Here is a 16,309-nt window from a genome sequence, read left to right on the forward strand (position 1 = left end):
CCGGATGGCCGTTCCGCTCCGGTGCGCGCGAGTGACCGTAGAAAACATGCACACAACAAAGTTTTCACGTAGAACACCTTCATAGATCTATGCACATGTAATAGATTCACGCCGTCCCGTCCCTCGCCCCCAGAGGTGAACATGAACGGCAACTCCGTACTACGCAGGCGCACCCTGCTCGCCGCGGCCGCAGGCGTGGCCGCGGCCCCCTTCGCCGCCGCCGGACCCGCCTTCGCGGCCGGGCCCAAGATCTACCTCGACCCCGGACACGGCGGCACCGACGCCGGCGCGGTCGCCAACGGCCTGCAGGAGAAGACCCTCACCCTCAACATCGCTCTGCAGACCCGCGACATCCTCAAGGCGAGCTACACCGTCGACGTGCGTTTGTCGCGCACCACCGACATCACCCGCAGCCTCGCCTACCGCACCGACGACGCCAACGCCTGGGGCGCTGCGATCTTCGTCAGCATCCACATCAACGCCGGTGGCGGCACGGGCTTCGAGAGCTACCGCTACCCGGGTGTCGGCGCCACCACCCAGCGCCTGCACAGCCTCGTGCACTCCAACGTGCTCAGCCAGATGCGCACCATCTCCTCGATCACCGACCGGGGTCAGAAGACCGCCAACCTGCATGTGCTGCGCGAGAGCAACATGCCCGCCGTGCTCACGGAGAACCTGTTCATCGACACGGTCGCCAACGCGAACCTGCTCAAACGCGCCGACTTCATCACCGCCACCGCCCGCGGCCACGCCCGCGGCATCGCCGCCTTCCTGGGGCTCTGATCTCTGCTCGGATCAGGAGTCAGCCCGGCCCGGTCCCGTGTTCCGGTCGCACCGATCGACCGACCACGCAGTCCGGGCGATGCGAGGCGTGGGCCGGATCCACCCACGCCCCGCATCGATGATCGCGCCACCGGCACCGCCTTCGGCTGTCGATTCCCGCCGGCCATTCACATCAGCCGGACGCGGATTTGTCGACGCCTACGACATCGACACATCCCGCTAATCTGTTCGCCATGGACGGCGATCTGCAGCAGATGTTCAAGCTCGACGACGAAGAACTGTTCAGCCTGCTGGGCAAAGCGATGAACCCGAAGGACTTCGGCCTCGGCGACGCCCAGGCATATGTCCGGCTCGGCCGAGTGTGGTTCAAGCAGCAGTCGGAACGGCTGCAGAAGACGATCTGCGAGAGCAGCGGTGCAAGAACGCTGCTCGACGGCGGAGCCGGCAGCAATACTCTGCTCGAAGCGGCCGCGGTCGCCGATGCGGTCGCCGCATTCCTCGATCAGGAAACGGTCATCGCGTTCTCGGTCCTCGTGGCGCGGATGGGACTCACCAGATATTGCCGCGTCGGCTCGTGACAGCTGAGGCACGGGCGGCAGCCGAGCGTCTCGCCGACGAGCTGAACAAAGAGGGCATGCCGCCGCCCAGTGAAGCGGAGCTGGCCGCGTTCCGCAAGAAGATGCGTGAGTGGGTCGGGCAGGGCGTCATCACCGAAGAGACCCTCGCCGCCATCTCCAACGCGGACATCGGCGCCGCCGCGACGGGGTTGGGGCCGATCATCTTCGAGGCGGTGATCCACGACTACGACAGGGCAGAGCCGAGCGTACAAGCGCTCCTCGCGCGAACCCACCTGGCCGTTCTCCGGTGGTCCTCGTGGAGCGCCATGACCGTGTCCGCGGGCGACGGATACCTCATCGGCATAGACGCCTCGATCACCCACGCGCTGTACTTCCTCGCGAAGCTGATGGTGATCAACATTGCGCGTTCTCCAGGCGACGAACCGATCTTGTCGGAACCCTCCGGCCTGGTGTCCCCGCGCACCTGCATCCGCCTGGCACGGGTCTATTTCGGCGCCGCCCGCCTGGGCGACCGCTTCCTGCTGGCCGCGCCCATCATCAGCACGCCGTTTCAGGCGTACCTGGCCGGCCGCATCGCCCACTTCGCCGAAGTGTTCCTGGCTCACCACGAATTCGCGCACATTCTGCGCGGGCACCTCGACCGGGATCGGTCCGGCAACGGTCCGACCCAACGTGATGCCGCGACACAGGAGCTGGAGGCCGACGTGATGGCGGCGGTCATCCTGTTCAGCCGGTTCAGTCGTCAGCGGCTGGACAGCACCGGGGAATTGGACCTCCTGGCGGCCGTCTGCGGCCTGCGGTTGGTGTTCGAGGCATCCGACCTGGCGGAAATCACCTACCATACGGTTCGGAGGTCGATTCACGAACCACCAGCCGTGCGCTACCAGGCGCTACGCGAAGCCATCGTCGAAAAGTCGGTGCATGCCGACGTGCTGCGCATGGCCGATCAGATGGTCGAACCTCTCATCGAGATCTGCGACAGCGTCCGATCGTTCGCGCCCTACCCCCGCCCGGCGACGCGGCTACCCGAAGACCTGGCCGCTTACAGCCGGTTTCGCCTGGACCCCGACGACACCTCGTACTGGGATTACGTCGAGTATGTCGAAGAGGCGACCCGGAGGATCAACCTTCCGGTTCTGTACCACCTCAAGGGTCTCGCCCGTGGTGCCGGTGTGCCGGTGTTCGAAGACCAGGACCCTCTGGTGAAGGTCCTGGTCACCAGCTACGAGATGCCCCGGATCCTGGAGCAGTTGAACGATCCCCTGTTCCTGGCGACGCTTCAGGAGTTCGGCGACGATCCAGACGATCCCGCCTTCTGGGACGACGAATTGGCAAGCACATTCGACGCTGCCCGCGGCATCGAGGTGTTCGGCGAACGGCTGCTGCCCGTGTACGACCGTGCGGTCACGGCTGTGCGGACAGACCGCAGCGTCTCCTTCCGACACCTGGCGCTCTGGGCCGGTGAAGCCGTCACGGGAACCGCCGTTTTGCCGGCGGCGGCCCTCCTGCAACGGTTGTTGCGGGAGCCGCAGGCGATCCAGTGGTTCGAGGAGATCAGCCGCCTGAGCCGGCTTCCCTTCGCCGTCGATCGGAGCCTGGCTGGACGGTGGCGCGCGTGGCGTCGTCGTCTCCTGCGGAGATTCGGCTGGTATCACCGGTGAGCCAACAAATGCGCCGCGCGAAGATCACGTTATGCATCCCGGTAGACGTCCTCTCCGGGGTTCGCCAGGAGATCCTCAGAGCCGGCCGAGAATCTGTGCTCAAGCCCGGCGCGCGCGGAACACCAACAGGCGCGAGCCGTCCCCGACGGGGCCGCCGCGCCAGTCGCCGTCGCAGACGACATCGGTGAAGCCGGACGACTCCAGCTCCCGCCGGAAACGCTCTGCGCTGCGGAAGTACAGGACGCTGGTGTAGACCCGGTCCTCACCGTCAGGGAAGACGTTATGCGCGTCGAACGTCACCCGGTCGTCGGCGACCTCGGTGACGTCGAGCCATTCCCGCAGTTGCCCTACCGGGGTGACCCGCTCGCCATAGGTGGCCTCCGGTGTCCAGCTCTCCCACTCACGGTAGGCGGGGTTGCGGGTCTCGAACGCGAAAGTGCCGCCCTGCCGCAACGCCCCGGCCATCGCCGCCAGTGTCGTGGGCAACTCATCCGGGGCGAGGTGCATGATCGCGTTGCCGGTGCAGACGGCCAGGTCGGCTGTCCGGGCCGGCGGGAGTGCGGTCGCGTCCCCGAATACCCACGTGACCGCGTCCCCGCGCGGCTGCGACCGGGCGAAGTCCAGCATCGTACGGCTCGGGTCGACGCCGAGCACGGTCCGGCCCGGACCGGCCAGCGACCGCGTCAGCATTCCGGTGCCACAGCCCAGGTCGATGATCGAACGTGCGCCCAGCTCATCGGCCAGCGCCCGGTAGTAGGCATGGTCCTCACCACCAGGATTGTCCAGGTCATACAACTGGACGAGGTCGACATCGCGGTAAGGGTCATCGAGCACGGGTGCACGATAACCGCCACACCACCGGTCCGGCTCTCGATATATCCCGGTCAGGCGCCGGGGCTGACCAGGCCGCTCTCGTACGCGAAGATGACCGCCTGCACCCGGTCGCGCAGGCCCAGCTTGGCCAGGATCCGCGCCACGTGGGTCTTCACTGTCGCCTCGCCGAGCTGCAGATTCGCGGCCAGCTCCGCATTGGACAGCCCACGGGCCAGCAGCACCAGCACCTCGCGCTCGCGGGCGGTCAGCGTCGGCAGCGCGCCGTGGTCCTCGCGTACACCCGAGGTGGAACTGAACCGGTCGACCAGCCGGCGGGTGATCGACGGGGCGAGCAGCGCGTCGCCGTCGCGGACCAGCCGCACCGCGTGCACGAGGTGGTCCGGGGTGACGTCCTTGAGCAGGAAGCCGCTGGCCCCGGCGCGCAGCGCGGCGTAGACGTACTCGTCGAGGTCGAACGTCGTCAGGATGATCACCCGGGTGGGCTCGCCCGCGGTCGTGGTCGCTCCGGTCGCCAGCAGCCGCCGGGTCGCCTCCAGTCCGTCCATGCCGGGCATGCGGATGTCCATCAGCACCACGTCGGGGCGCAGCCGCCGCACCGCCGCGAGCGCGGCCTCGCCGTCGCCCGCCTCGCCGACGACGTCGATGCCGGACGCGGCGAGGATCATCGTGAACCCGCTGCGGACCAGCGCCTGATCGTCGGCGACGACCACTCTCAACTGCTCGCTCATGACGCCACCGGGAACCGGGCGGTCAGCCGGAACCCGCCGCCGGGCGCGGCCCCGGCGTGCAGGGTGCCGTCGTGCAGTTTCAGGCGTTCGCGCAGCCCCAGCAGGCCGCGCCCGGCTCCGGGCCCGCCAGGCTCCCCGGTCGGCACCTCGTTGCTCACCTCCACCAGCAGGTCACGGCCGTCGTGCCGGATCTCCACCGCGGTGAACGCGCCGGGCGCGTGCCGCAGCGCGTTGGTCAGCCCTTCCTGCACCACCCGGTACGCGGTCAGGTCCACGCCGTCCGGCACGTCGACGCCGTCGCGGCGCAGGGTCACGGGCTGCCCGGCAGCCCGTACCGCGTCGACGAGGGTGTCGAGTTCACGCAAGCCGGGCTGGGGGTGCAGGCGGTCGTCGGCGGGGGCCAGCAGGCCCAGCAGGTGGCGCAGTTCGGCCATGGCGGCCCGGCCGCTGTCCTCGATCGCCGACAGCGCGTTCGCCGCCAGGTCGGGACGCTTCTCGATGACCTTCCCCGCCGCTCCGGCCTGCACGACCATGACGCTGACGTGGTGGCTGACGACGTCGTGCAGCTCGCGGGCGATGCGGGCGCGTTCCTCGGCGATCGCGGCGCGTGCCGAAGCCGCCTGCTCCTGTTCCAGGGCTGCGGCGCGGCGGGCGGCGGCGTCGGCGCGGCCCCGGGCGCTGCGCAGCGCGGCGGCGAACAGCCCCGCCGGCAGCAGCACCGCGAACGGGCTCAGCCAGCCCGGGATCTGCGGGATCGAGTTGGCGAACAGCGACGCCGCGATGATCGCCCCGACGACCAGCAGCGCCCCGGCCACCCGCACCGACCGGCCGTAGGCGACGGCCGAGTACGCGCAGATCAGAACCGCGACGAAACCCGGCCACAGCAGGCCGTCCTGAATCAGGAACACCGCCCCGGCGGCGACGGCGAACGCGCTCAGCGGCCACCGGCGGCGTGCCGCGACCGCCGCCCCGGCGATCACGTTGACGGCCAGCATGCCGCCCGCCTCGTCGCCGCCGTCGAGCGGCGGGCGCGGGTCCACGGGCCTGACCGGCACCTGCCCCAACCCGGGCACGTCCACCACCGAAGGGAGGTCAGGGATGTCAGGGATCCCCGGCCTGGTGGGCCGGACGCCCAGATCGGGGAAGTCCAGGTGCACCGGTGCCGGGGCGTCGCCGCCACCGCCGCTCGCGATCGCCCAGACGATGCCGGCCAGCACCAACACCGCCGCGAGGGCGAAGTCGGTCCGGGGCACCCCGAGGCGGTCGGGCAGGCGGCGCAGGTCTGTCGGCACGCCGCCCATTGTGCCCAGGTCAGCCGCGGGCTGCGTCCGCCGTGATGACTACCCGCCTCATCATCGCGGCGGAGGACACCGCGCCAGGTTCGCTCCCGCGCCGGACGCGCCCGTGCACCGCCGCTTCCTACGGTCACCGGGTCCGATGTCCGACCCGGAAGGGGCCATAGACCATGACCGAACTGATCCGCCTGCGCGACGTCGCGAAGGCGTACGACGCCGCCGGGCCACCCGCCCTGGCGGGCGTCGACCTGACCGTGCACGCCGGCGAGGCCGTCGCGGTCATGGGCCCGTCCGGCAGCGGCAAGTCGACCCTGCTCAACGTCATCGCCGGGCTGGACCGGCCCACCGGCGGCACCGTCGAGGTGGCCGGGGTGCGCGTCGACAAGCTGTCGGAGACCGCGCTGGCCCGGTTCCGCAGCGCCCACGTCGGCATCATCTTCCAGTTCTTCCACCTGCTCGACGAGATGACCGTCCGCGACAACGTGGTGCTGCCCGCCAGGCTGGCCGGGGCGCGTCCCGCCCAGGCCCGCTCCCGTGCCGACGAGCTGCTCGAACGGCTCGGCATCGCGGGCAAGTCCGACGACTACCCGGCGCGGCTGTCCGGCGGGCAGCGCCAGCACGTCGCGATCGCGCGGGCGCTGATGAACCGGCCCCAGCTGCTGCTGGCCGACGAGCCCACGGGCGCGGTCGACCAGGAGGCCGCGGCGGGCGTACGCGACCTGCTGCACGAGCTGTCCGCCGACGGGCTGACCCTGCTGCTGGTCACCCACGACCCGCAGCTGGCCTCGGCCGCGGGCCGCCGGCTGATCACCATGCGCGACGGCCACGCCGCCGAGGCGGTGCCCGCGTGAGCGCCGCACCGACGACCACGCGCGTCGTGGTCTCGGCCACCGGACCCGGCGTGCCACGGCGCGGCCGGGGCACCGGCGCGGTCCTGGCCGCGGCCCGCGCGGCGGTCGCGCGGCGCAGGCTGCAGAGCGTGATCGTCGGCGTGGTCGTGCTGCTGTCGGCGGCGACGGCGGTGCTCGGCGTCGGCCTGCTCGTCTCCTCCCACGGGCCGTTCGACGACGCGTTCGCCACCACGCGGGGCTCCCATGCCACCGCCACGATCCGGGCCGACGTGCCCGCCGCCCAGGTCGCCGCCACCGCGACCACGTCCGGCGTCGCCGCGACCGCGGGGCCGTTCGACCTGGTCACGGCACCCATGGACGGGATGTTCGGGCCGCGCGACATGGAATTCGTCATCGTCGGGCGCGAGCAGCAGCAGGGGCCCGTGGACCGGCTCACCCTCAGCACCGGGACCTGGCTGAGCGGGCCGGGGCAGATCGTGCTCACCCGGCGCACCTCCGGGCCGCGCACGGCCGTGGGCAGCGAGGTGACGGTCAGCGGGGTGAAGCTGCGCGTGGTCGGGATCGCCGCGTCGGTCACCGGCACCGCCGACGCCTGGGTGTGGCCGACGCAGAGCGACGTGCTCGGCGGGGACACCGCCGCGCGGCAGATGCTCTACCGCTTCGCCTCCCCGGGCGGCGACGACGCCGCGGTGCGCGCCGACCTGGCCAAGGCCACCGCCGCACTGCCCGCGGGGGCGGTCACGGGCGCGACGACGTACGTGACGATCCGGCAGTCGCTCAACCGGTCCATCTCGGCGATCGCGCCGTTCGTGGTCGCGTTCGCGCTGCTCGGCATCGTGCTGTCCGTACTGATCACAGTGAACGTCGTCAACGGCGCGGTCGTCTCGGGTTTCCGCACCATCGGCATCCTCAAGACGCTCGGCTTCACCCCCGGGCAGGTCGTCGCCGTGTACGTCGCGCAGGTGCTCGCCCCGGCGCTGGTCGCGGCGGCGCTCGGCGTGGCATTGGGCGCGGGCCTGGCGGTGCCGCTGCTCGCCGAGACCGACGACGCGTACGGGCTGCCCGGCGACGGTGCGGGCGTGCCGCTGTGGGTGCTCGGGCTGGTGCTGGTCGCCGCGCCGCTGCTGGTCGTGCTGTCGGCGATCGGGCCGGCGTCGCGGGCCGGGCGGCTGGCCGCCAACCAGGCGATCAGTGTCGGCCGCGCGCCGCGTACCGGCCGGGGTTTCCGGGCACGCCGGGCGCTGACCGCCTCGCCGCTGCCCCGGCCGGTGGCGCTGGGCCTGGGCATGCCCCTGGCCCGGCCGTCGCGAGCGGTGGCGACCCTGGTCGCGCTGCTGCTCGGGGCGGTCACGCTGGTCTTCTCCAGCGGTCTGTCGGCCTCGATGACCGAGGTCAACGTCGCGTTCACCCGCCTGGACGCGGTGCCGGTGACGGTGCAGGTCATGGTGCCGGACGCGTTCGGGCCGGTGATGGCCCGGCCCGGCGGTGAGCCGATCACCCCGCCGGACGCCGCCGACGTCGCCGCGACCGTGGCGGCGATGCCGGGCACCGCCCGCTCGACGCTGCTGAAGGAGGCCGAGATCCGGGTCGCGGGCCTGTCGCAGGAGGTCAGGCTGAACGGCTACACCGGCGACGCGAGCTGGGTCGGCTACCGGATCGTCTCCGGCCGCTGGTACAGCGGCGCCGACGAAGTGGTGGTCTCGTCGTACTTCCTGCGCCAGACCGGGTACGCGGTCGGCGACCGGATCACCATGCCGGGCGGCCGGGTGGTCACCATCACCGCGGAGGTCATCAACGGCAGCGACAGCTTCACGATGATCGGGGACGTGTCGCTGGTGGCCAAGCCGATGATGACCCGGGTCGAGATCGGCCTGACGTCCGGCACGGACGCCGCCGCGTACACGACGGCGCTGCAGGCGAAGTATCCGGAGGAGTCGTCCGGGGTGTTCGTCGAGGACCAGACGGCCGGCGACGACGGCGAGACGTTCCTGATCATCCAGGCGCTGATCGGCACCCTGACGCTGCTGCTCAGTGTCGTGGCGGCGCTCGGCGTGCTGAACACGGTCGTGCTCACCACCCGCGAGCGCATCCACGAGATCGGCGTGCTCAAGGCGCTGGGCATGACGCCCCGGCAGACCCGGATCATGGTCGTCACCTCGATGGTCGGGCTCGGCCTGCTGGCCGGGGTGATCGCGGTGCCGCTGGGCGTCGCGCTGCACCACGCCGTCATCCCGGTGATGGGCGAGGCCGCCAGCACCGCGCTGCCGCAGTCGGCGATGGAGGTCTACCAACTCGGCGACCTGCTGCTGCTCGGCGGTGCGGGCATCCTGCTGGCGGTGCTGGGGGCGCTGCTGCCCGCCGGGTGGGCGGCCCGCACCCGGGTCGCCACGGCCCTGCGGGCCGAGTAGCGGGCTCGGCTAGCGGTCGTCACGTGACGGTGGCGGAGGGGGACCACGTGAGGCGGTTCGCGGGCGACGTCCGCGAACCGCTCCACGTGTTCCGATCAGCTATCTGGGGCGGCCATGCTTGTCGAGTACGACGAGGTAGCGGCACGGGGCTGCGGTCGCGTTGACGTACACGCAGTCGGCCGGCGGGCCGAGTTGCAGGCAGTCGCCGACGTCGAGTTCATGGACCTGCTCGCCTTCGACGAAGCGCAGGTGTCCAGAGAGCACCCAGATCTGGTGGCTGATGAAGCGGTAGGCCTGCGCGGGGTAGGCGACCTCGGCGCCGGGCGGCAGCTCCACCTCGACCAGTTCCAGGGCGGTGCTCCCCGATGGCGAGACGGCGCGGCGGATGTAGCCCGTCTCCGGGTCGGTCCACACCGGCTGCTCCTCGCGCCGCGCGACCTGCACTGCGGCGCCCTCGGCCCGCGCGATCAGTTCCGACAGCGTGAGACCGAGCGCGACGGACAGCTTGGCGAGCAGGGCCGCTGTCGGCTGTGCCTCACCGTTCTCGACCTTCGAGATCATCGCGCGGGACACGCCGGAGACGTCGGCCAGAGCGGCGACCGTGAGACCTCGCACCTCGCGGGCGGCGCGCACGGTCGACGCGAGCGCTTTGCCGAGGTCGTCGGTCACAGCCGGGCCGTTGACACTATAGTGAACATGATGCCTACTATAGTCGCCATGAGTGGAGATGGGAACATCAGGCGCGCAACAGCGGACGACGCCGCCGCCTGCGCCGCGATCTACGCGCCGTACGTCACCGACACGACGATCACGTTCGAGACCGAGCCGCCGGACACCGCGGAGATGGCACACCGCATCGAGGCTGCCAACCGGCGCCACGCGTGGCTGGTGCTGGAGGTGGACGGCGCGGTCGCCGGCTACGCCTACGGCACGGAGCACCGGACCCGGTCCGCCTACCGCTGGGCCTGCGACGCCAGCATCTACCTGCAGCAGGGCCGCCGCCGCACCGGCGCGGGGCGGGCGCTGTACGCCGCGCTGCTGCCCATCCTCGCCGCCCGCGGCTACCGCCGGGTGATGGGCGGCGTGACCCAGCCCAACGAGGCCAGCATGGGACTGCACCACTCCTTCGGCTTCACCGACGTCGGCACCTACCGCAAAGTCGGCTGGAAACTCGGCGCCTGGCACGACGTCACGTGGCTGCAGCTCGACCTCACCCCCGACGAGGACCCCACCGCCCCGCCCGCCGAACTACGGTGACCCGCGAAAGCGCACGGTCACAGGCGTAGCGGCAGGCTCCGCAGCCGTGGGCCGCCGGCCGCGCGGACCGCGTTCGCCACCGCGGCGGGCACCGGGCCGACGACCGGCTCACCCATCCCGTACGGGACCTCGCCGCCGCCGACGAACGTCACCCGCACCGGTGGTGTGTCTGCCATCGCGAGGATCGGGTAGCTGTCGAAGTTGTCGGACACGACCTGCCCGTCCTGGATGCGCAGCTCCTCCCGCAGTGCCGAACTCAGTCCCATCACCACCGAGCCCTGGGCCTGCAGCTTCGCCCCGGCCGGGTTGACCACCAGGCCGCAGTCGACGGCCACGTCCACGCCGGTGACCCGCAGCCGCCCGCCCGACAGGTCCACCTCGGCGACGACCGCGACCACCGTGCGGGCGTCGCCGGAGCAGGCGATGCCCCGGCCCCGCCCGGCGGGCAGCGACTCGTGCCAGCCGGCCATCTGCGCCGCCGTGCGCAGCACCGTCCGCAGCCGCTCCCCCTGCTCACCGGACTCACGCAGGTGCGCCAGCCGGTAGGTCAGCGGGTCGGTCCCAGCGGCCTCGGCCAGCTCGTCGAAGAAGCTCTCCAGTGCGAACGTGTTCGGCATCAGGCCCAGCCCGCGCCACGGCCCGGTCGGCACCGGCAACTGCTCACGCCGGTTGACCAGCCGGTACGCGGGCAGGTCGTACGGCAGGAACAGGCCCAGCAGGCCGCCCGGGTCGAACCCGATCAGGCTGCGTACCGGCTCGGGCAGGCCCGCGACGGCCCAGATGATGTCCCCGGCCGCGCTGACCTGCTCGACGCCCCGGATCATGCCGTCCGGCCCGACCGAGCCGCGCATTTTCGTATGCGTAGGCGGCCGGTAGAAGGCCTGCCGCAGGTCGGTGTCGCGGGTCCAGCCGACGTGCACCGGCCGACCGGTGGCCGCGGACAGCCGCGCTGCCTCGACGGCCAGGTGCTGGCCGCCCTTGCGCCCGAAGGAACCGCCGAGCTGCGTGACATGGACGACGACCTCGCGTTCCTCGCCGAGCGCGGCGCGCACGTCCTCCAGCACACTCTCCGGGCTCTGGGTCGGCACCCAGAGTTCGATGGTGCCGTCCGGTCCGGGCTCCACTGCGGCGAGCGCTGCCAGCGGCTCCAGATGGGCGTGGGCGGCCATCGGCGTACGGTATTCGGCCTGCACGATCCGGCCCCGCGACAGCGCGTCGCGGATCGAGCCGTCGCGGCGCAGCACCACGCCGTCCCCGGCGGTGACCTGCTGTTCGAGCGCGCCGGTGTCGACCCGGGTGCCTTCGCTCCAGGTGGTCCGCAGGGCGCGGGCCGCCGCCCAGGCGCGGGTCCTGGTGTCGGCGACCACGCCGGCGAATCCGGCTTCGACGTCGATGACGACCTGCAGCACGCCGGGCATCCCGGCGACGTCGCCCGGCTCGGCGCTCTCCAGCCGCGCGCCGAAGCGCGGCGGCACCGCGAACGCGCCGTAGCCCATGCCCGGCAGCCGGGCGTCATAGCCGTAGGTCGCCTCGCCGAGCACCTTGGCCCGGAAGTCCACCCGGGGCGCGGACCGGCCGATGCTGGTGAACTCACCGGCCGGGCGCAGCGCCGGGCGCTCCCCCGGTTCCTGCCACGGCCCCTGATGCGCGGCGATGACATCGACGTAGGCGAGCACGCGGTCGGTCCCCGCGACCTGGAACGCGCCCTCCGCGGCGGTCAGTTCCGGCGGTTCGACGTTCAGCTGCCGGGCCGCTTCGATCGCCAGCATCTCCCGGACGGCCGCGGCCGCTTCGCGGATCGGAGTGTACAGCGACGCGACCGAAGTGGACCCGAACGTGAACAACGTCGCCGCCGGGAACCCGCGAGCGGTGTCGGCCTGGACCACGGCCAGCTGCTCCGGCCGCACCCGCAGCTCCTCGGCCGCGACCTGCGCCAGGGCGGTGTGGATGCCCTGCCCCATCTCGATCTTCGGCACGTGCACGGTGATGCCGTCACCGGTCAGCTCGAACCAGACCAGCGACGACTCGGGGACCTCGGCCGGACCGGTGCCGCGTTCCAGCATCCACCGGGCGAGGCTCGGGCGGCCGTACTCCAGCGCGATCGGCACGCCCACCAGCAGCGACCCGACCGTCGCCCCGGCCCCGATCAGCAGCCTGCGCCGGGCGACCCGCCAACGTCTGGGACGCACGTCCGGTTCGGACGGCGCGGTGTCGTCGCCGGTCATGCTTCGCGCGCCAGCTCGGCGGCGCGGGCCACCGCGGCCTTGATGGTGTTGTATCCCCCACAGCGGCACAGGTTCGGGCTCGCGGCCTCGGCGATGGTGGCCTCGTCCGGGTCGGGGTCGCGGGCCAGCAGCGCGACCGCGGTCAGCACGTGGCCGGGCAGGCACCAGCCGCACTGCAGCGGGGTCTCCACGAACGCCTGCTGCACCGGGTGCAGCGCGACGACCTGGCCGTCGGGTCCGCGTTCGGCCAGACCCTCCAACGTCACCACGGAACGTTCGCCGACCTCCGCGGCGGTGATCTGGCAGCTTCGCGTCGGCCGACCGGCCAGCAGCACCGTGCAGCAGCCGCAGATCCCGACACCGCAGCCGTACCGGGTGCCGGTCAGGCCGAGCTCGTCGCGCAGCACCCACAGCAGCGGCTCGTCACCGTGCTCGACATCGTGGTGCCGGCCGTTTATCAGCAGCCGCATCGCGTCCACTCCCCGATGACCATGCGACGTAGTGTAGGCAGCCGCGTCCGGTACTTCCACTGCCGTCGATCGGCTCAGCCGGCCGGGCGCAGGAACGCCGTGACGGCGGCCGCCTCCCGCTCGACCTCGGCCCGGACCTGTTCGGACAGTGGCGAGAACAGGTCCAGGGTGACCGCACGCCCGCCGGAGCCACGCGACCAGGTGCCCGCGACCCGCCCATCGACGAGCACGGTCGCCCGGATCACCCCGCCGCCGGGCCACACCCGCGCCTCGTGGGCGGCGTCGACCGACTCCTGGCGGGTGCGGTAACCGGTCAGGTAGTTGTCGTAGGCCGGGAGCAGGCGCACGTCCGGCGTCGCGGACCCGTCCGCGGGCTCCTGCCGGGCCAGGACCGCCGAGTCGCCGTCGACGACGATCGCCCCCGATCGGGCCAGGCCCTGCCACGCCCGGCGAGCCACGGTGACGGCGATGCCCGACCAGGACACGAAGTCGTCCAGGGTCGCCGGGGCGTACGCGGCGAGGTACCGGCGGGCCAGTTCCGCGACGGCCGCGTCGTCCGTCGGCATGGGCTCGGCCGGCCACGGCACCCAGTCGTCCAGCAGCACGTACGTCTGCTCGCCGGCGCGCACCGGCCCGTGGCACACGCGCCCGACCAGCGCCGCGTGCCGGATCAGGTGGAACGGCGCCTGGCCGGTCGGGTCGACGCCGAGGGAGGCGAGGCGCTCGGCCAACTCGTGCCGCGTGAGCGGCCCCTGCGCGCCGAGCACCTCCTCGACGAGGTCGTCGGCCCGGTCGATCAGGTCGTCGGTGAGGCCGAGGTCGCGGTAGCGGTGGCGGGTCGCGCCGATCACCCGGGGGGCGAGCAGCCGAGTGACCCAGCGCACGTCCTCGGCCGGGATCGTGTGCAGCGTGCCGCGCATGAACCAGTTGCGCACGATCGACCTGTCCCCCTCGTACGCGGTCCGGACCGCCTGCGCGCCGAGGTCGCGTCCGCGTGTCCGGATGCCGAGGGCGGCGGCGGTCGCGTCCTGGGCCTGGATCGCGAAGACCCGCCGCACGACGTCGGCGGCCGTGTCCGCGCGCCGGCCACCGGCCAGCAACTGCGCTCGGGCACGCGTACGGCGCAAGGGCTCGTGATCGGCAGGACGGGTCACGGCGTTGAAGCTAGCTGACCCTGTCCCATACCAGTGCGGGTCCCAGGGTCTCGACGACCCGGTCGACGACGAAGTCGATCATCCGTTCCGCACCGGGATGTTCGGCGACCCGGCCCGGGTCCCAGTCGATGCTCGCCCGGCCGGTCAGCCGCAGCGCGGGCCGGGCACCGGTCCAGTCGACGAACAGCAGGCCGCTTCTCGGCTGCAGGTGCAGGTTGCCGAGCGTCATGTACATGGCGTTGCCGCGATACTCCGGCCACGACAGCGTGGTGGCGTCGCGGGCGAGGACGAACCCCGGGTCGCCGCCGCGGTGCGACAGGTCCACCCCGTGGCCGTCGGCGCTGCTGGCGATGAAGAACGTGTCCGCACCGGCGATGAAACGCCGCTGCTCGGCGGAGAGCCGGTCGCCGACCGCCGCGGCCGGGCCGGCGTGGACCTCGCCGCGGACCTCCCGCGGGGTGATGTGCTTCGGGCAGTTCGCGAAGATCTGGTCGGCGATGACGACGAGTCGGCCGCCCTGGTCGTGGCCGGTGCCGTTGACGCGCATGCGCCGGCGGGTGGCCGGTTCGAGCACGAGCGCACCGATGGGGCTCGGGGCGGCGAACGCCCCGTGCAGCGGGTCGACGGCGGCTGGCACGGTCTCGGCGATCACCTCGCGTTCGCCGTCGGCGTGCACGAACCCCGGCGGGCCGTACAGCGGACTCGCCCAGAGGGCTCCCGCCGCGTCGGCTCCGCCGATCACCAGCAGGCGCTGGTGGGTGAGGAACCGGCGGGCGACCTCCGGCAGCCGCACGCCCATGCCCGCCGAGCCGAGCCCGTCCCGGTCGAAGCCGGACCTGCGCTGGACGTACACCTCTCCTGGATGCTTGGCCATGGCGCGCGCTCAGAAGAAGCCGCAGGCGGGGCCGTCGGTGGCGGCGGCCACCGGCCGGGGCGGACCCTGGAGGGCGTAGAACTCCAGGCGGATGCCGTCGGGGTCGTAGCAGAACAGCTGCCCGGCGGCGGCCGGCTCACCGGCCACCCCGCTGTCGTCGCGGATGGTCGCGCCGAGCGCGCGCAGCCGGTGCTCGACCCCGGCCAGGGCCGTGCCGTCGGCGACCTGGAAGGCCAGGTGGTGCAGTCCGGCGCGGTCGGCCGCGAACGGCGCGGCGCTCTGCTGCCAGAGGGTGATCATCGGCGTCTCACCGCGACCCAGGAAGGCGTAGTGCCGACCGTCGGCGTCCGAGCGGCCGACGACCTCGACGCCGAGCGCCTGGCGGTAGAAGCCGACGGAGCGGTCGAGGTCGGTGACGTTCAGCCCGACGTGGCCCGTGGTGACGTCGTAGTCGCTCATGTCCCACCCTTCTAATGGTAAATCTCTTGTTGCCCATTAAACGGTAGCACGGTGAGCTAATGGCTTCAACGAGAGATAGCATTAGGCCATGCGACTTGCGATCGAGCTGGCCAACACCGTCCACGCTCGCCAGGGCGAGATCCGCGACGAGCTCCAGGCCCCGGCGGACCTCGCCGCATGGCTCGACACCGCCGAGCCGCTGTTCGCCGTACCCGTCGGCTCACCGCGTATCAGCCGCACCGACCTGGCCGCCGCCCGCGACCTGCGGGATGCCGTGCGCGCCATCGCGGTCGCCGTCTCGGCCGGCCAGGCGGCAGACCGCGCGGACATCGAGCGGCTGAACGCCGCCGTCCGGACGGCGCCCCGCTGGCAGGAACTCGCCTCCGACGCGAAAGCGGTGACCACCCGGCACGACGGCAAGCCCGTGCCGGGCGCGCTCGCGGAAGTGGCCGCCGACGCGGTCGACCTGCTCGCCACCGGCCGCCTCGGCGTCTGCGCCGCGCCCGGCTGCGTGCTGCTGTTCCTGCGCGACCGGCCCAACCGCGAATGGTGCGGCAACGCCTGCGGGAACCGGGCACGGGTGGCCCGCCACCACGACCGCCGCAAGCAGCCCACAGCACCGCGCGGCAAGTGACCCCGCGTACCGCGCTCACATCTTTTTTGATGTGCGCACATCAAAAAAAAATTGATGGCGCGGAGTCGGAGGGCGCCGACGGCGGGGGGTTTGTGAAG

Annotated in this window: 16 protein-coding genes; 7 read left to right on the forward strand and 9 right to left on the reverse strand. The window is 72.1% G+C overall.

Annotation, left to right across the window (positions count from 1 at the left end; translation table 11 throughout):
• Window positions 1-141: 141 nt before the first annotated feature.
• The 3 genes from AB0B35_RS23595 to AB0B35_RS23605 all read left to right on the forward strand — a co-directional run bounded on the left by AB0B35_RS23595 (window position 142) and on the right by AB0B35_RS23605 (window position 3,022).
• On the forward strand, window positions 142-783 hold the full coding sequence (locus tag AB0B35_RS23595) for an N-acetylmuramoyl-L-alanine amidase (protein ID WP_361048946.1): 642 nt from the start codon (window positions 142-144) through the stop codon (window positions 781-783).
• 233 nt (window positions 784-1,016) lie between these two features.
• Window positions 1,017-1,361 (forward strand): hypothetical protein, encoded by a 345-nt coding sequence (locus tag AB0B35_RS23600; protein ID WP_361048948.1) that lies wholly within the window; start codon window positions 1,017-1,019, stop codon window positions 1,359-1,361.
• On the forward strand, window positions 1,358-3,022 hold the full coding sequence (locus AB0B35_RS23605; protein ID WP_361048950.1) for a hypothetical protein: 1,665 nt from the start codon (window positions 1,358-1,360) through the stop codon (window positions 3,020-3,022). The genes AB0B35_RS23600 and AB0B35_RS23605 overlap by 4 nt, the downstream gene beginning before the upstream one ends.
• Window positions 3,023-3,121: 99 nt before the next feature.
• Here the strand turns inward: AB0B35_RS23605 and AB0B35_RS23610 are convergent, their stop codons facing one another.
• From AB0B35_RS23610 to AB0B35_RS23620, 3 genes are read right to left on the reverse strand one after another with little or no spacing between them, the layout of a single operon-like run.
• Window positions 3,122-3,856: a methyltransferase domain-containing protein gene (locus AB0B35_RS23610; protein WP_361048952.1), complete on the reverse strand. Its 735-nt coding sequence runs from the start codon at window positions 3,854-3,856 to the stop codon at window positions 3,122-3,124.
• 50 nt (window positions 3,857-3,906) lie between these two features.
• Entirely contained in the window at window positions 3,907-4,584 is a 678-nt protein-coding gene (locus AB0B35_RS23615) for a response regulator transcription factor (RefSeq protein WP_361048954.1), read from the reverse strand.
• Complete coding sequence (locus AB0B35_RS23620; protein ID WP_361048956.1) at window positions 4,581-5,876, reverse strand: histidine kinase; 1,296 nt, start codon at window positions 5,874-5,876, stop codon at window positions 4,581-4,583. The genes AB0B35_RS23615 and AB0B35_RS23620 overlap by 4 nt, the downstream gene beginning before the upstream one ends.
• A gap of 173 nt (window positions 5,877-6,049) precedes the next feature.
• Between AB0B35_RS23620 and AB0B35_RS23625 the strand changes: the two genes are divergently transcribed.
• Window positions 6,050-6,730, forward strand: a complete 681-nt coding sequence (locus AB0B35_RS23625) for an ABC transporter ATP-binding protein (RefSeq protein ID WP_361048958.1) — start codon at window positions 6,050-6,052, stop codon at window positions 6,728-6,730.
• Window positions 6,727-9,138: an ABC transporter permease gene (locus AB0B35_RS23630; RefSeq protein ID WP_361048960.1), complete on the forward strand. Its 2,412-nt coding sequence runs from the start codon at window positions 6,727-6,729 to the stop codon at window positions 9,136-9,138. The genes AB0B35_RS23625 and AB0B35_RS23630 overlap by 4 nt, the downstream gene beginning before the upstream one ends.
• Before the next feature lie 99 nt (window positions 9,139-9,237).
• Here the strand turns inward: AB0B35_RS23630 and AB0B35_RS23635 are convergent, their stop codons facing one another.
• A complete protein-coding gene (locus tag AB0B35_RS23635; RefSeq protein ID WP_361048962.1) occupies window positions 9,238-9,807 on the reverse strand; it encodes an XRE family transcriptional regulator in 570 nt (189 codons plus the stop codon).
• Between the two features lie 48 nt (window positions 9,808-9,855).
• On the opposite strand from AB0B35_RS23635, the gene AB0B35_RS23640 reads away from it, so the two are divergent.
• Window positions 9,856-10,395 carry an arsinothricin resistance N-acetyltransferase ArsN1 family B gene (locus AB0B35_RS23640; RefSeq protein WP_361048964.1) on the forward strand — a complete coding sequence of 180 codons (540 nt, stop codon included), beginning with the start codon at window positions 9,856-9,858 and terminating at the stop codon, window positions 10,393-10,395.
• A 17-nt stretch (window positions 10,396-10,412) separates the two neighbouring features.
• Here AB0B35_RS23640 and AB0B35_RS23645 read toward each other — a convergent pair whose 3' ends face one another.
• From AB0B35_RS23645 to AB0B35_RS23665, 5 genes are all read right to left on the reverse strand, one after another.
• Complete coding sequence (locus AB0B35_RS23645) at window positions 10,413-12,620, reverse strand: molybdopterin cofactor-binding domain-containing protein (RefSeq protein ID WP_361048966.1); 2,208 nt, start codon at window positions 12,618-12,620, stop codon at window positions 10,413-10,415.
• Window positions 12,617-13,090: a 2Fe-2S iron-sulfur cluster-binding protein gene (locus tag AB0B35_RS23650; protein WP_361048968.1), complete on the reverse strand. Its 474-nt coding sequence runs from the start codon at window positions 13,088-13,090 to the stop codon at window positions 12,617-12,619. Before AB0B35_RS23650 ends, AB0B35_RS23645 begins: the two co-directional genes overlap by 4 nt.
• Window positions 13,091-13,164: 74 nt before the next feature.
• Window positions 13,165-14,244, reverse strand: coding sequence for a winged helix DNA-binding domain-containing protein (locus tag AB0B35_RS23655; RefSeq protein WP_361048970.1), 1,080 nt, complete (start codon window positions 14,242-14,244; stop codon window positions 13,165-13,167).
• Between the two features lie 10 nt (window positions 14,245-14,254).
• Window positions 14,255-15,118 carry a pyridoxamine 5'-phosphate oxidase family protein gene (locus tag AB0B35_RS23660; protein WP_361048972.1) on the reverse strand — a complete coding sequence of 288 codons (864 nt, stop codon included), beginning with the start codon at window positions 15,116-15,118 and terminating at the stop codon, window positions 14,255-14,257.
• Between the two features lie 9 nt (window positions 15,119-15,127).
• A complete protein-coding gene (locus AB0B35_RS23665; RefSeq protein ID WP_361048974.1) occupies window positions 15,128-15,577 on the reverse strand; it encodes a VOC family protein in 450 nt (149 codons plus the stop codon).
• An 88-nt stretch (window positions 15,578-15,665) separates the two neighbouring features.
• On the opposite strand from AB0B35_RS23665, the gene AB0B35_RS23670 reads away from it, so the two are divergent.
• Complete coding sequence (locus AB0B35_RS23670; RefSeq protein ID WP_361048976.1) at window positions 15,666-16,211, forward strand: ABATE domain-containing protein; 546 nt, start codon at window positions 15,666-15,668, stop codon at window positions 16,209-16,211.
• The last annotated feature ends 98 nt before the right edge of the window (window positions 16,212-16,309 follow it).

The organism is Catellatospora sp. NPDC049133 (genome assembly GCF_040648455.1).
Taxonomy (GTDB): domain Bacteria; phylum Actinomycetota; class Actinomycetes; order Mycobacteriales; family Micromonosporaceae; genus Catellatospora; species Catellatospora aurea.